The organism is Novispirillum itersonii (genome assembly GCF_014205675.1).
GTDB classification, from domain to species: Bacteria; Pseudomonadota; Alphaproteobacteria; order Rhodospirillales; family Rhodospirillaceae; genus Novispirillum; species Novispirillum itersonii_A.
Window position 1 is genome coordinate 1 of sequence record NZ_JACIIX010000022.1, and the last position, 15,206, is coordinate 15,206.

Genomic DNA, 15,206 nt, shown 5'->3' on the forward strand with positions numbered 1-15,206 from the left:
AGAGGAGCTGTCCTTAGTACGAGAGGACCGGGATGGACGTACCTCTGGTGTACCAGTTGTTCCGCCAGGAGCACCGCTGGGTAGCTATGTACGGAAGGGATAACCGCTGAATGCATCTAAGCGGGAAGCCCCCCTCAAAACCAGGTATCCCTTGAGAGCCGTGATAGACCATCACGTCGATAGGCCGGGTGTGGAAGCGTGGTGACATGCGAAGCTAACCGGTACTAATCGCTCGATCGGCTTGAAGAGCCCGTGTGCAGCGGTAAACCCCCGCACACGCCTCAATCCCAGAGACAAATTGATATCCGCACGGACCCTTAAAACACACTGTATCGAAGCGTGCGTTTCGATGACCTGGTGGCAATAGTGCTGTGGAAACACCCGATCCCATCCCGAACTCGGCCGTGAAAACCAGTCGCGCCAATGGTACTTCATCCTAAGATGCGGGAGAGTAGGTCACTGCCAGGTCTTCCAAACGCACACATCGATACAAACTAAATTGCTTCTCACGATCTCGCGACATAAGGCCGGAGCACCCTCCGGCCTTATTCGCTTGAAGAAACCAAACACCGAAACACCACACCGCGGGGTGGAGCAGCCCGGTAGCTCGTCAGGCTCATAACCTGAAGGCCGCAGGTTCAAATCCTGCCCCCGCAACCAATAATACCTTGCATAAACCCCCCGCCCACAGAAATGAGGGCGGGGGTTTCTCATTCCGTATCGGCAAGAATGTCCTGACGGAAAATACTTTTCCTGTTTCACGTCTTAGAGTTACAGGTTTACGGTTCTACCGACTCAGTTGCGCTGTCAGGAGAGCAAGTTTGAAGTCCCGACGTATCCTTTGGGTGATTTCCAGTCTGTCGTTCGGTGGTGCGGAGCGGGTCATCGTGGAGCTGGCCAATGCATTCGCAGACCGTGGACATTCTGTGGCCGTTCTGACCCTGGTGACCGCAAAGAGCGATCACTATCATCTGGACAGTCGGGTTGAGCGGATTGCCCTGAATATGATCTGGGATTCTTCTTCGATCTGGCAAAGCATCGCAGGCAACTGGCGTCGGTCCCGTATGATTCGGGAGGCCATTCAGAGTTATCGGCCGGATGCGGTTGTCAGTTTTATCGAACAGAACAATGTCCGGGTGTTGGCCGCAACAGTGGCATCCGGCATTCCTATCATCGTCTCCGAACGTATCGACCCGCGCTGGCATCAGGTGGGGCGGGCCTGGACTCTTGCGCGTCGGCTTCTTTATCCCCTTGCCGCGCGTGTCGTGGTCCAGACGGAAAGAGTGGCCGTTTGGGCCAGAACGATCACATCTGCCGGGCGTGTGCGTGTGATCCCGAATTTTGTCCGGGCACTGCCGCCGGGCGGGGAGCGGGGCCAAAAGAGTCTCCTCGCCGTGGGGCGGCTTGACCGGCAAAAAGGCTTTGATGTGCTGTTACGGGCGTTCGCCGCGTGTGGTCTGGCGCAGCATGGAGTGACGTTAACCATCCTTGGCGAAGGGCCTGAGCGGAAGGCGCTGGAAACATTGGCGCGCGAACTGAATGTTGCTCAAGCCGTTGAGATGCTCGGGGTTGTCGAGAAGCCTGAGGTCTGGATGGGGCGGGCCACGGTCTACGTTCTGCCCTCGCGTTATGAGGGGTTTCCCAACGCACTGCTGGAAGCGATGGCGATGGGCTGCCCGGTTATTGCGGCAGATTGTGATTCAGGCCCCCGGGAGATCATCCGCAATGGTGAGAATGGTTTGCTGGTTCCGGTCGAGGATGCGGCAGCTTTGGCGGATGCGATGAAGACGCTGTTCGCGGATGCCGCTCTGCGGGATCGGCTTGGTGCCGGGGCTCTCACCGTGCGTGACCGCTACTCCCGCGATGCCATCGTCCGCCAATGGGAAACCCTGATTGAAGAGGTCGTGAAATAAGGCTGGATGCCGCTGAAGCGAGTATTCAGGAGGAACGCTGACCTCTCCTGTCGGTCTCAGGCCGCTTTGACTGGACGAACCGGGGGCGATGCGTATGATCCCCCGTATTCCGGGGATCCTCTGGATACGGTGTTTGCAATCTTCAGGGCGGTGTCATCACCAGCCGGGGGCAGTCTGGTTCTGCTGCCAGTCTGTCCGAAAAAAACGGGGCTCCCTCTCATGAAAAGACAGCTGCTAATCGTCTCCGTATTGACGGGACTCGCGCAGCTTGCTGCATTCTTCAAGCTATGGTTCACGGCGCATATCTTCGGGGTCAGCAGTGAACTGGATGGATATAATCTGGCCTTGGTGACGCCGACGCTGATTTCCGGTTTACTGTCAGGCCTTCTACAGGTTGGCTTATTTCCGGTCCGGTCGAAAATTGGCACCACAGGACCGGCTGCGGAGACGGCGGCCTTCGATAGAACGGTCTGGTGGGGATATGCCGCGCTTGGCGCGCTTTTGGTCGGTATCCTCTTTCTCCTGTCCGGGTGGCTTGGAACGGTCATCGTTCCTGTTAACCAGACCGCCACTCTGACGGCGTTTCTGTCGGTTATGCCTCTGGCTGCTTTTCTTGTGGCGATTGGCATGATGACCGATTGCTCAGGCTATATTCTCGCCATGAGAGGCAGCTTTCTGACAGCTGCGTCCGCGCCGGTTGCCAATGGACTCCTCGGTGGGATAATGCTCGCGGTGTGGCCGCAGGGTGGATTGGACTGTCTGATCTGGGGAACCGTCTGCGGGGCCGCGCTTCAGCTTGCGATCTGTGTTTATCGCTTTCAGCGTATCTCGTTTCACCTGCTGGGGCCATTGGCGATACGGGATCGCCGCCCGTTCAAGGAAATCAGCAGGCTTGGGGCTTGGGCTCTGCCGGGTGTTGCGTTTTCGAATATTGCCGTCTCTTTGCCTCCGATCTGGGCGGCTTCCTTTGGGGAAGGGGCTGTTTCTGCTTTCGGTTACGCATACAGATTGCATTTATCGGCTGTGCAATTGCTTGTTATGGCAAGTTCCACCATGATATTGGCTCGCTTTTCAGAGCTTGTTGCCGTCGGGGATACGCAAAGTGTCCGCCGTTTGCTTAAAAAGGCGGCTCTTCTTTCCTTGGGGCTCGGCATATGCGCTATAGTGGGGGTCGCCTCTCTTGGGGAATACATACTGACGCTTTTGTTTAGCGGTAAATTTGATGGCGATGCCGCTGAAAAGGTGACACAGCTCTGGGTCTGGTTGTCTGTTGGATTGGGCTTCAATCTTCTCGGAAATGTTTTTGCCAAGCTCTGGCAGGCGCAGGCACGGCCGATCCTTCTGTCTCTTATGGGAGGGGCAGGTTTGATGATGTTGTGCCTTAGTTATTTTATCCTAAGGGATTTTGTTGGTGAGCAAACCATTGCAATAGCGATCACCTGCTCCAGTATCTCCGGAGTTTTATTGGGTATCAAATTTCTCAATCCCCCTAAGCGTAAGTTGTAAGTTGCATAGATCCTCGATATTTTCAGCATTGAGATGAGAATGAACCAGTCAGATCTAGTCGAAGTTAAATGTCCTCTCTGCGGGTCGGAATCATCACGCAGAATTTTTACGACAAAAGACTATCTGTTTTCGGTGTCTGATCACGAATTCACTGTCCGGAAATGCGTGGATTGCGGATGCGGCTTCTTAAGCCCAAGGCCAAAAGAGGATGGTATCGGGGATTATTATCCTGAAGCGTTTTATTGGTCATGGGAAGGTGCGGAAGGAAAGCTGGCGTGGGCGGATATTATTCAGAAACGCACGGCTCAGCTTGAGCAGAAAAGCCGTTGGCTGGAGGGAATTCCCCCCGGCAAGCTTCTCGATATCGGGGCGCAGAAGGGTGAGTTCCTTTGGTTCATGCAGCGTGCCGGCTGGAATGTTCAGGGCGTGGAATTGGATTCAAAGGTTCCCAACCCGGGGAATATGCCCATACGCTACGGTGATTTTCTCCAGATGGATTTTGGTGACGAGAAATTCGACGCCATTACCCTCTGGGCTGTTCTGGAACATGTCTATCATCCGGGGGAATTCATCAATAAGGCATCCGAATTGCTGAAGCCCGGTGGGAAGATCATCGTGCTTGTGACCAACCTTCACTCGATTCAGTCGAGATTCTATCACGCTGATGATTATCCGCGTCACTTGACCCTCTTTACGAGGAAAAGCGTTGCACGCCTGTGCAAGAGGCATGGCTTCCGTCTCGACACCGTCGTGACGGATCAGAAGATTTTTGGGGGCACCCTCAACGGCGGTCTCCTGTTCGCTGTCAAGCGGCTGATGGGCTATAACAGGTCTGACCTCATGCTCGAGTGGAAGCAGCTTGATGACCCGGACTTGTTCTGGGGTAAGTGGAGAGGTAAACCATCTCGCCTCATCCGGATGATCAGCAGGCTTGACCGGGCTGTCTCATACCCGGTTGAGGTCATTCTGGACCGCTTGGGATTCGGATTTATCATGACCTTCAGTGCTACCCGTGTTGCAAAGGAAGGCAGCAATGTCTGAACGCTGGAAAGACTATTTCAAGAGCCATAAGGCTTTTGGTTCTAACTGGCTTCAAACGGCCGTTCCGCACTGGGGGTTCCATGAAACCCTCTATGGAAACATCAATCGCTACTGCCCCGCCGGTGGCCGGGTGCTGGATGTTGGCTGCGGGCCCGGATGGTCAACGATGTTTCTTGCCTCTCAGGGCTATCAGGCCATGGGGGTTGATAATGAGGAAAGTCTCGTTGAAATCGCAAGACAACAGGCCTCTGCCTTGGGAAGCCCGGCCTCTTTTGAGGTCGGCGATGCCTTTGATCTGTCCCCGTATTACGGCCAGTTTGATCTGGCCTTCTCCTGCGGGGTGCTGGAGCACTTTGACCGCGACGTGACGGTCCGCCTGCTGGTTGAGCAGGCCAAGTGCGCACGGCACGTCATCATTCAGATCCCGACCCGCTATACCGCTTACGCGGACGGCATTACGGATGAGCGTATTTACTCCGTAAAAGAGCTGAAAAAAATCGTTCAGGACGCCGGGATGACCGTCCGGTCGAGCTTTGGCTATGGGGATGTCAACGCAACGCCGGTCCATAAAGTCTTGCGGCTGGCGCTCCCCCGGGCCCTCTGGCGGCTTGCACAGAATGCCGGTTTTGCCTATTCGATTGCCGTGGTCGGACAATCGGAAGCTTTTGAAAAAGTTGAGCGCTCCTAACATGCAACCGGCTGCATTGAACTTCGCATGAAGATTCTGTACGTGATCGGCTCCATGGAGGTCGGTGGGGCAGAGCAGCACCTGCTGCGGATTGCCGGGGCGCTGGCCGCCCGTGGCTGGAAGCCGACTGTCTTTACCCTGAAGACGGGGGGGCCGCTGACCGCGGCCTTTCAGGCGGCCGGGGTGCCGGTCAGGGGGGTGACGCTGCCGTCCGGGTTGGCCCGGTTGCTCCGCCATCCCCGGCTGATCGCCTGGACCGGTCTGCTTGCCGCGCTGCCTCTGCTGGTCTGGACCTACTGGCGGATCCGTCCGCAGGTGACGCACTTTTTCCTGCCGGCCGCATATATTATCGGCGGGGTGATATCCCTGATTGCGCCCCCCACGGTGCGGATCATGAGCCGTCGCAGCCTGAACCACTATCAGGCCAAGCATCAGCTGTTGCGTAAGCTGGAGCACTGGCTGCATCCGCGCATGGATCTGGTCTGTGGGAACTCGGCTGCTGTGGTCCGGGATCTGCGGTCCGAAGGAGTCAGCCCGCAACGGCTGCGGCTGATTTATAACGGCATCGACATCGCCCGCTTCAAATCCGGCCAGAGCCGTGCGGCTGTCCGGTCCGGGCTGGGGGTTGATGACGATGCTGTCATGCTGGTGATGGTGGCCAATCTGATTCCTTACAAGGGGCATGCGGATCTGGTTCAGGCGCTGGCCACGGTGCAGGCGGCGTTGCCGTCCGGTTGGGTCTGTGTCTGCGTGGGGCGCGATGATGGGATCGGCCCGGCATTGAAGGAACAGGCCCGTCTGGCCGGGATCGACACGCATTTCCGGTTCCCCGGGTCGCGCAAGGATGTGCCCGATCTTCTGGCCGCCGCCGACATCGGTGTGCTGTGTTCTCACGAGGAAGGGTTTTCCAACGCGGTCATCGAAGGCATGGTCAGCGGCCTGCCGATGGTGGTGACCGATGTCGGGGGCAACGCCGAGGCGGTGGTGCACGAGCAGACGGGGTTGGTGGTTCCGGCCCGGACGCCGCAGGCCTTGGGGGAGGCCCTGTTGCAGGTGTGTCTGGATCCTGATCTGCGCCGCCGGATGGGGCAGGCCGGGAAGGAGAGGGCGCTGAACCATTTCTCGATGGAGGCCTGCGTGGCGGGGTATGAGGCGCTGTACCGGCAGGAACTGCCTCCTGTGGGGCCATCCTGATGTTTCAGGCGTGGCTGGAACATCAGCGCGAACATGCTTAACCTATGGGCCGACGGCCTGCGTCTGAAAGGGCGACAGGGCCATCCGGTGGTGTAAGCGGCGGTCCGGTGTGGATCAGAAAGGCGAAAAGAAGCGATGTGTGGTTTTGTCGGATTTCTGAACCTCAACGGCGGGCCGGATGCCGATGCCGGGATTGCGCTGCGGATGGCGTCGGCCATTGCCCACCGCGGGCCGGATGCCGATGCGGTGTGGGCGGAGGGGCCGGTTGCCCTTGGTCATCGCCGTCTGTCGATCATTGACCTGTCCCCCGCCGGGGCCCAGCCGATGCTGTCGCACTGTGGCCGCCACATGCTGGCCTACAACGGCGAGATCTACAATTACCGCCAGATCCGGGCGGAACTGGAGCAGACCGATTATTTCCGCTCTGTGGTGCAGGCGTGGCGCGGCCATTCCGATACCGAGGTGATGCTGGCGGCCATCGGCTGCTGGGGCCTGAACGAGACCCTGCGCCGGATGGTCGGGATGTTCGCCATCGCCCTGTGGGACCGGCAGGACCGGTCGCTGACCCTGATCCGTGACCGCGCCGGGGAAAAGCCGCTGTATTACGGGCAGGTCAACGGGGTGCTGCTGTTCGGGTCGGAGCTGAAGGCTCTGCGCGCCCATCCGGCCTTCCGGGCGGAGATCGACCGGGGCGCTGTCGCCCTGTATATGCGTCATAACTATATCCCGGCGCCCTATACCATCTATCAGGGCATCCGCAAGCTGATGCCGGGAACCCTGCTGCGGATTGAGGCCGATGGCCGCGAGACGGCACAGACCTACTGGTCCCTGCCGCAGGTGATCGGCGCCCGACCGGGCGCTGGACTGGATCTGTCGCCGGAGGCGGCGGTGGACCGTCTGGACAGCGTGCTGTCGCAGGCGGTGGCGGATCAGATGGTGGCGGATGTGCCGCTGGGGGCGTTCCTGTCCGGGGGGATTGACTCCTCGACGGTGGTGGCGCTGATGCAGGCGCAGAGCAGCACACCGGTCCGCACCTTTTCCATCGGCTTCCACGAGGATGGTTACGACGAGGCCCAGTATGCCCGGGCCGTTGCCACCCACCTGAAGACCGACCATACCGAGCTGTATGTCTCGGCGCAGGAAGCGATGGCGGTGATCCCGGACCTGCCGCAGATCTATGATGAGCCGTTCTCGGATTCCTCGCAGATCCCGACGTTTCTGGTGTCGCGGATGGCGCGGCGGCATGTCACCGTTGCCCTGTCCGGTGATGCGGGGGACGAGCTGTTCAGCGGATACCGCCGCTATACCATGACCACCGCCCTGTGGGGCAAGCTGGGGCGGTTGCCCGGGCCGGTGCGGTCGGCGGTGGCGGCAGTGCTGCGGGCGGTGCCGGTTGGGGCGTGGGACACCTTGGGCAGGCTGCGGCCCTCCGCTGGCGGGCGGTTGGGCGATAAGATCCATAAGGGGGCGGGTGTGCTGTCCTGCGACAGTGTCGATGCCCTCTATCGGCGCCTGATCTCGCACTGGGAGGATCCGGCAGCGGTGGTGCAGGCGGGGCGGGAGCATGACACCGTGCTGACCCGCCAGCCGCCGGAACTGGCCCGGCTGACTCCGGTGGAACGGATGATGGCGCTGGATTTCCTCAGCTATCTGCCCGATGACATTCTGGTCAAGGTGGACCGGGCGGCGATGGCCAACAGTCTGGAAACCCGGGTGCCGATGCTGGACCACCGGGTGGTGGAACTGGCATGGTCCCTGCCGCAGTCCCTGAAGGACCGGTCAGGCACCGGCAAGTGGCTGCTGCGGCAGGTGCTGTACCGCCATGTGCCGCAGGCGATGATGGATCGCCCGAAGATGGGCTTCGGGGTGCCGCTGGACAGCTGGCTGCGTGGCCCGCTGCGGGAGTGGGCCGAAGGTCTGCTGGCCGAAGGGCGACTGCGGCAGGACGGGATCTTTGATCCGCAGCCGGTCCGCCACCTCTGGGCGGAGCATCTTCAGGGACACCGCAACTGGGCCTATCACCTGTGGGATGTGCTGATGTTCAATGCCTGGATGGATGCCCAGTCGGCACCCTGACAGGCAGGACGGGCCGGTTTCGGCGTTTACCCCGACAACAATTTGCGGTATGCCGGACCACCTTGGGAGACCGGGGCCAGCGGCGGGGTCCGCCGGAATGATTTCAGTTTTTATGGGGTGGCCCTGTGCCGGGGCTGCCGTCTGATGTGTGGGGCACCTGATGGGTCACGACGTGAAGAAGATTGCCGTCATCGGTCTGGGCTATGTCGGTCTGCCGCTTGCCGTGGAGTTCGGAAAGCAGCGCAGCGTCGTCGGCTTTGACATCAATCAGGCCCGGATTGCCGAGCTGCGGTCGGGGCAGGACGGTACGCTGGAAGTCCCGCCGGAGGAACTGGCGGAAGCGGCGCATCTGACCTATTCCTCCGACCGCGCTGATCTGGCCGACTGCGACATCTTTATTGTCACCGTGCCGACCCCGATCGATCAGGCCAACCGCCCGGATCTGACCCCGCTGGTGAAGGCCAGCGAGACCGTAGGCAGCGTGATGAAGCGCGGCGCGATCGTGATTTATGAATCAACGGTCTATCCGGGGGCAACCGAAGAGGTCTGTGTGCCGGTGCTGGAAAAGCACAGTGGCCTGACCTTCAACACCGGTTTCTTCTGTGGCTACAGCCCGGAACGGATCAACCCCGGCGACAAGGAACGCCGCCTGCCGACCATCAAAAAGGTCACCAGCGGCAGCACCCCGGCGATTGCCGAGGAGGTTAATGCCCTTTACGCCGCGATCATCACCGCCGGAACCTATAAGGCCAGCAGCATCAAGGTTGCCGAGGCCGCCAAGGTGATCGAGAACACCCAGCGCGACCTGAACATCGCCCTGATGAACGAACTCAGCCTGATTTTCCACCGGCTGGGCATCGATACGCTGGAAGTGCTGGAAGCGGCGGGCACCAAGTGGAACTTCCTGCCGTTCCGCCCCGGTCTGGTCGGCGGCCACTGCATCGGTGTTGATCCCTATTACCTGACCCACAAGGCGCAGGAAGTCGGCTATCACCCGGAAGTGATTCTGGCCGGGCGGCGGATCAACGACAGCATGGCGGCACATGTCGCTGACGAAACCGTCAAGCTGATGCTGCGCAAGGGCAAGCCGGTGCTGAACAGCCGGGTGCTGGTGCTGGGGCTGACCTTCAAGGAAAACTGCCCGGATCTGCGCAACACCAAGGTGGTCGATCTGATCGCTGCCCTGAAGGATTACCACACGCAGGTGGATGTTTATGATCCGTGGATCAGCGTTGACGAAGCCCGGCATGAATACGGTCTGGAGTGCCTGACCGAAGCCCCGGCACCGGGGACCTACGCCGCCGTGGTGCTGGCGGTCGGCCACCGGGAGTTCGTGGCGCTGGGGGCTGACGGCATCCGTGCTTTGGGGGAACCCGATGCGGTTCTGTATGATGTGAAGAGCCTTCTGCCGCTGGGGCAGGCGGACGGGCGGCTGTAAGCGGCGGCTTTGTCAGAAGATCTGTTGAAAAGAAGGCCCGGATCGCAGGATCCGGGCCTTTTTAAGTTTCAGGGAAACAGGGAGCAAAAAGCGTTACTCAAACAGGAACCGGGGCAGGGCGGTTGCCACTGACGGGAACAGATAGATGACCAGCATGGCGACAATCTGCATCATCACAAAGGGCACCACCCCCTTGTAGATATCCAGTGTCGAGATGCTCTTGGGCGTCGCCCCACGCAGATAAAACAGGGAGAAACCGAACGGGGGCGTCAGGAACGAGGTTTGCAGATTGATGGCCAGCAGAACCGCCAGCCAGATCGGGTCCATGCCCATGCCCAGAAGGATCGGCACGGTGATCGGCAGCACGATGACGGCGATTTCGACGAAATCCATCACGAAGCCGAGCAGGAACACCACCACCATCACGAACAGCAGGGCACCGGTTTCACCGCCCGGCATATTGGTCAGGAACTCTTCGACCCGGACGTCGCCGCCCAGACCACGGAACACCAGAGAAAACAGGCTGGCGCCGATCATCATGGCAAAGATCATCGAGGTGACGGTCAGGGTGGACCGCAGCGTCGGGATCAGCACCCCGGCCCGCAGGAAGCGGAGGAGGGCAATCAGAATGCCATATCCGGCGATGACTGACAGCGCGATGGCGAGGCCGATCATCGCCTTATCGAAAGGCGGGATCTCGGTGCGGCCGATGCGCAGGTCGAAGGTCTGACGCATCAGCAGCAGGGCCAGCACCGCCAGACCGGTCAGGCGGAACGGCCATGGTGACGCGCCGGGAACCACGCGGGGGGCTGCCAGAAGCAGTGCGCCGAGGGCACCGACCGCCGCCCCTTCGGTCGGGGTGGTGATTCCGCCGAGAATGGAGCCCAGAACGGCGATAATCAGCACAATTGGCGGCACCAGAACCTTGCCGAGATGGCGCAGGGTCTGGCTGAGGGGCTGCACATCGCGTGGTGGCATCGCCGGGGCCAGAGACGGCTTGAGGAACGAGGCGATCAGGACATAGGCGATGTAGATACCGACAATACAGAAGCCCGGAATCAGGGCGGCGGCAAACACCTCTCCGACGCTGATGGTTTCAACACTGAACTTGCCCGAGGCAAACTGGGCCTGCTGATACCCGGAAGACATCACCTCGGCGAGGATGATCAGCATGGTCGAGGGCGGAATGATCTGTCCCAGCGTGCCGGAGGAGGCGATCACGCCACAGCACAGGGATTTGTCATAGCCATAGCGCATCATGGTCGGCAGAGCGATCATCGCCATTGCCACCACGGTGGCTCCGACAATGCCGGTGGAGGCGGCCAGCAGGGCCCCGACCAGAATCACTGATACCGCCAGACCGCCGCGCACCCCGCCGAACAGCTTGCCCATTTCCTCCAGCAGTTCTTCCGCCATGCGGGAGCGTTCAAGAATCACCCCCATCAGCACGAACAGGGGAATGGCCAGCAGCACTTCGTTGGTCATGGTGCTGAACACCCGGGGGGCCAGCGCCTTCAGCAGGTTCAGGTCAAAGACATCAAGGCTGACACCCAGAACGGCAAACAGGACAGCAACCCCGGCGAGGGTAAACACGACCGGAAAACCGATCAGGATCCCGACGCACATACCGACGAACATCAGGATATCAAGGGAGTTGGTCAGCAGCTCAAGCATGGCTGTCCTCCGGGTCGGTGGTGGCGCCGGACAGCAGCAGGCCGAGGTTGCGCAGCATCAGGCTGCCCCCTTGCAGCAGGATCAGGGCTCCAAAGGCCGGGATCAGGGATTTCAGAAGGAAGGAGGCGGGAATGCCACCCACCGAGATCGCCCCTTCGCGGATCGCCCAGGATTTGGAGACGAACGGCCAGGTGAAATACAGAAGCACCAGACAGGAGGGAACCAACAGCACCAGCGTGCCGAGCAGGTCAATCCACAGCCGGGTGCGGTAGCGGGCGGTGCCATAGAAGATATCAACGCGGACGTGCCCGTCCTTCAGCAGCGTATATCCGCCGCCGAGCATGAACAGGGTACCGTGGAAGTACAGCTCGGTCTCGTTGAGGAAAATATAGCTGACACCGAAAATGTAGCGCAGCACCACAATCACAAACATGACCAGCATCATGCCGACGGCACACCACATGGCGATGTTGCCGACGGCGGCATTGACCTGATTCAGCAGGGTGCTGGCCCGCAGGAGGGGGGAGGACATCGGGGAGGGTCCCTTCTCACGTCACCGGCCGGATGTGGGGAGCATCCGGCTGGTTCAGTCTTTTCATGCAATCCGGCGCGGGGGAGGAGATCCCCCGCGCCGTGAGGGCGGATGGAGAAGACGTTATTCCCCGTAACTGTACTTCAGGCCCCGGGCGGCAAAGACCGCACCGTCGGAATAGGTCATGTAGCTGTGCGACAGCTTGCGGTACTCAAGGTAGGAGGTGGTGATGGCGCGGACCAGATCATCGCTGTGGTCCCGCAGGCCCTTGATGACCTCACCCGATGCGTTGCCGATGGCGATGATCACGTCGTCGGGCAGGCGCTTGACCTGCACGCCGTGCTTTTCCACCATAAGCTGGAGGGCTTTGGCGTTGTTGGTGTTGTATTCGGTCAGAACCTGATCGTGCAGCGACTGGCAGGCGACGCGGATCACCATCTTCAGGTCATCGGGCAGGGCTTCATAGGCATCCTTGTTGACGCCGCATTCTTCGGCGGACGACGGTTCGCCGATGCAGGGGTAATAGTAGTTTTTGGCGATCTGGTAGAAGCCAAGGGCGCTGTCAGACCACGGACCGATGAATTCCCCGGCATCGAGGGAACCGGACTGAAGGGCCTGGAACATTTCGCCGCCGCCCATCGCCTGCACGGCGACGCCGAGCCTGGACAGGACTTCGCTGTTGAGGCCGGTGGTGCGGAAGCGCAGACCACGCAGATCGTCAACGCTGTTGATTTCCTTCCGGAACCAGCCGAAGAACTGGGCACCGGAGTTGCCGCACAGGAACGGCTTGATGTTGAATTTGCTATAGAGCTTGTCGTACAGGGCCTGTCCGCCGCCGTGGTTCAGCCAGCCGGACTGTTCGATCGCGGTCAGGCCGAACGGCTGCGATCCGAACAGCAGGAAGGCCGGAGACTTGGAGCCCCAGTAGGCCGGAACCGAGTGGTAAAGCTGGGCGGTGCCGTCAGAAACAGCGTCGAACACGCCACGGCCGGGGACCAGCTCCCCGGCGGCGGAAACCTTCACCTGAAGGCGGCCGCCGGACAGGCTGGAAATACGCTCCGCCAGCATGTTGGCGGCCAGACCCGGTCCCGGCAGGTTCTTGGGCCAGCTGGTGACCATGGTCCATTGCTGGACACCCTTGGCAAGGGCCGGGGCGGCGAGCGCCGATCCGGTGGCAGCGGCAGCGGTGCCGACAGCGGCAGATTTCAGAAAATCACGACGGTTCATGGTGAGAGATGCTCCCTGTTTTCAATGATGGGGTGAAAATCTGAGCAAGCTTTTTTCTTTTGCGGTGCGCAGCGGAAGAGGGAAACCGGTGATACCTCCCATAAAGGACAGTCCTGTCCCCGTATCGCCGGGGTCCCGACTCCGTTTGGTAAAATCCGTCCCGCAGGGTGCGCGCCGATGCCCCTGCGGGACGGTCCCCCGCCGGTCCTTATTTCAGGAACGGCAGATTCAGGCCCTGCTCTGCGGCGCAGGTGCGGGCGATCTCATAGCCGGCATCGGCATGGCGCATCACGCCGGTGGCCGGGTCGTTCCACAGCACCCGGCCAACGCGGCGGGCGGCGGCTTCGGTGCCGTCGCAGACGATCACCACGCCGGAGTGCTGCGAAAAGCCCATGCCGACGCCGCCGCCATGGTGCAGGCTGACCCAGGTGGCACCCCCGGCGGTGTTGAGCAGGGCATTCAGCAGCGGCCAGTCGGACACGGCGTCGGAGCCATCCATCATCGCTTCAGTTTCGCGGTTCGGGCTGGCGACGGAACCGGAGTCGAGGTGATCGCGGCCGATCACGACCGGGCCCTTCAGTTCGCCGTTGGCGACCATTTCGTTGAAGGCCAGCCCCAGACGGTGGCGCTGCCCCAGACCGACCCAGCAGATGCGGGCCGGAAGGCCCTGGAAGTGGATCTTCTGGGCCGCCATGTCCAGCCAGCGGTGCAGGTGCGGATCGTCGGGGATCAGTTCCTTCACCTTGGCGTCGGTCTTGGCGATATCCTCCGGATCTCCGGACAGGGCAACCCAGCGGAACGGCCCGATGCCCTTGCAGAACAGCGGACGGATGTAGGCCGGGACGAAGCCGGGGAAGTCGAAGGCGTTGGTCAGCCCTTCTTCCTGTGCCATCTGGCGGATGTTGTTGCCGTAATCGAAGGTGGGGATGCCCATCTTCTGGAAGGCGAGCATCGCTTCGACCTGCACCTTCATGCTGGCGCGGGCGGCCTTTTCCACCGCCTTGGGGTCGGAGACGCGCTTTTCTTCCCACTCGGCCAGCGTCCAGCCGAGCGGCAGGTAGCCGTTGATCGGGTCATGGGCGGAGGTCTGGTCGGTCACCGCATCCGGGCGGACGCCCCGGCGCACCAGTTCCGGGAACACCTCGGCGGCATTGCCGAGCAGGCCGACAGAGATGGCTTCGCCCTTGGCGCAGGCGTCGTTGATCCATGCCAGCGCTTCATCGAGGGAGGCGGTGGACCTGTCGAGGTAGCCGGTGCGCAGGCGCATGTCGATGCTGCTCGGCTGGCATTCCACCGCCAGCATGCAGGCCCCGGCCATGGTGGCGGCCAGCGGCTGGGCCCCGCCCATGCCGCCGAGGCCGCCGGTCAGGATCCACTTGCCGGTCAGGCTGCCGTTGTAATGCTGGCGGCCCATCTCAACGAAGGTTTCGTAGGTGCCCTGCACGATGCCCTGTGACCCGATGTAGATCCACGATCCGGCGGTCATCTGGCCGTACATCATCAGGCCCTTGCGGTCGAGTTCGTGGAACTTGTCCCACGTCGCCCAGTGCGGCACCAGATTGGAATTGGCGATCAGCACGCGCGGGGCATCGGCATGGGTGCGGAACACGCCGACCGGCTTGCCGGACTGCACCAGCAGGGTCTCGTCGTCTTCCAGCTGGCGCAGGGTCTCGACGATGCGGTCGAAATGTTCCCAGCTGCGGGCGGCGCGGCCGATGCCGCCATAAACCACCAGCTCCTGCGGGCGTTCGGCCACATCGGGGTCAAGGTTGTTCATCAGCATGCGCAGGGCGGCTTCGGTCAGCCAGCTCTTGCAGGTCTTTTCGCTGCCGCGCGGGGCACGGATCACGCGCTGGTTATCAAGGCGGGTGAAGGCGGTCATGACGTGTCGTCTCCAACAGGTTTTTTAGTTGCTTC

11 protein-coding genes, 1 tRNA gene and 2 rRNA genes are annotated in these 15,206 nt (G+C 61.0%); 10 read left to right on the forward strand and 4 right to left on the reverse strand.

Translation table 11 applies throughout. The features are described 5' to 3' along the window. The 10 genes from FHS48_RS18860 to tviB all read left to right on the forward strand — a co-directional run. Positions 1–249 (forward strand): 23S ribosomal RNA (locus FHS48_RS18860); the annotation flags it as partial. Between the two features lie 104 nt (positions 250–353). Continuing rightward, positions 354–468: ribosomal RNA gene (gene rrf, locus FHS48_RS18865) — 5S ribosomal RNA — on the forward strand. Positions 469–583: 115 nt separating this feature from the next. After that, positions 584–660, forward strand: a tRNA-Met gene (locus FHS48_RS18870). A 161-nt stretch (positions 661–821) separates the two neighbouring features. Then, positions 822–1,913 carry a glycosyltransferase family 4 protein gene (locus FHS48_RS18875; protein WP_184266171.1) on the forward strand — a complete coding sequence of 364 codons (1,092 nt, stop codon included), beginning with the start codon at positions 822–824 and terminating at the stop codon, positions 1,911–1,913. 219 nt (positions 1,914–2,132) lie between these two features. Further along, positions 2,133–3,419: a lipid II flippase MurJ gene (locus tag FHS48_RS18880; protein ID WP_184266174.1), complete on the forward strand. Its 1,287-nt coding sequence runs from the start codon at positions 2,133–2,135 to the stop codon at positions 3,417–3,419. A 39-nt stretch (positions 3,420–3,458) separates the two neighbouring features. Then, positions 3,459–4,460, forward strand: a complete 1,002-nt coding sequence (locus tag FHS48_RS18885; protein ID WP_184266177.1) for a methyltransferase domain-containing protein — start codon at positions 3,459–3,461, stop codon at positions 4,458–4,460. After that, complete coding sequence (locus tag FHS48_RS18890; protein WP_184266181.1) at positions 4,453–5,148, forward strand: class I SAM-dependent methyltransferase; 696 nt, start codon at positions 4,453–4,455, stop codon at positions 5,146–5,148. Before FHS48_RS18885 ends, FHS48_RS18890 begins: the two co-directional genes overlap by 8 nt. Before the next feature lie 27 nt (positions 5,149–5,175). Further along, positions 5,176–6,342: a glycosyltransferase gene (locus tag FHS48_RS18895; RefSeq protein ID WP_184266184.1), complete on the forward strand. Its 1,167-nt coding sequence runs from the start codon at positions 5,176–5,178 to the stop codon at positions 6,340–6,342. Between the two features lie 135 nt (positions 6,343–6,477). Beyond that, a complete protein-coding gene (gene asnB, locus FHS48_RS18900; protein WP_184266187.1) occupies positions 6,478–8,418 on the forward strand; it encodes an asparagine synthase (glutamine-hydrolyzing) in 1,941 nt (646 codons plus the stop codon). A gap of 160 nt (positions 8,419–8,578) precedes the next feature. After that, entirely contained in the window at positions 8,579–9,856 is a 1,278-nt protein-coding gene (gene tviB, locus FHS48_RS18905; RefSeq protein ID WP_184266190.1) for a Vi polysaccharide biosynthesis UDP-N-acetylglucosamine C-6 dehydrogenase TviB, read from the forward strand. 93 nt (positions 9,857–9,949) lie between these two features. Here tviB and FHS48_RS18910 read toward each other — a convergent pair whose 3' ends face one another. The 4 genes from FHS48_RS18910 to hutU all read right to left on the reverse strand — a co-directional run bounded on the left by FHS48_RS18910 (position 9,950) and on the right by hutU (position 15,171). After that, positions 9,950–11,530 carry a TRAP transporter large permease gene (locus FHS48_RS18910; RefSeq protein ID WP_184266192.1) on the reverse strand — a complete coding sequence of 527 codons (1,581 nt, stop codon included), beginning with the start codon at positions 11,528–11,530 and terminating at the stop codon, positions 9,950–9,952. Then, positions 11,523–12,062, reverse strand: a complete 540-nt coding sequence (locus FHS48_RS18915; RefSeq protein ID WP_184266196.1) for a TRAP transporter small permease subunit — start codon at positions 12,060–12,062, stop codon at positions 11,523–11,525. Before FHS48_RS18915 ends, FHS48_RS18910 begins: the two co-directional genes overlap by 8 nt. A gap of 123 nt (positions 12,063–12,185) precedes the next feature. Next, entirely contained in the window at positions 12,186–13,289 is a 1,104-nt protein-coding gene (locus FHS48_RS18920; RefSeq protein ID WP_184266199.1) for a TRAP transporter substrate-binding protein, read from the reverse strand. Positions 13,290–13,497: 208 nt separating this feature from the next. After that, positions 13,498–15,171, reverse strand: coding sequence for a urocanate hydratase (hutU, locus tag FHS48_RS18925; protein WP_184266202.1), 1,674 nt, complete (start codon positions 15,169–15,171; stop codon positions 13,498–13,500). Between the last annotated feature and the right edge of the window lie 35 nt (positions 15,172–15,206).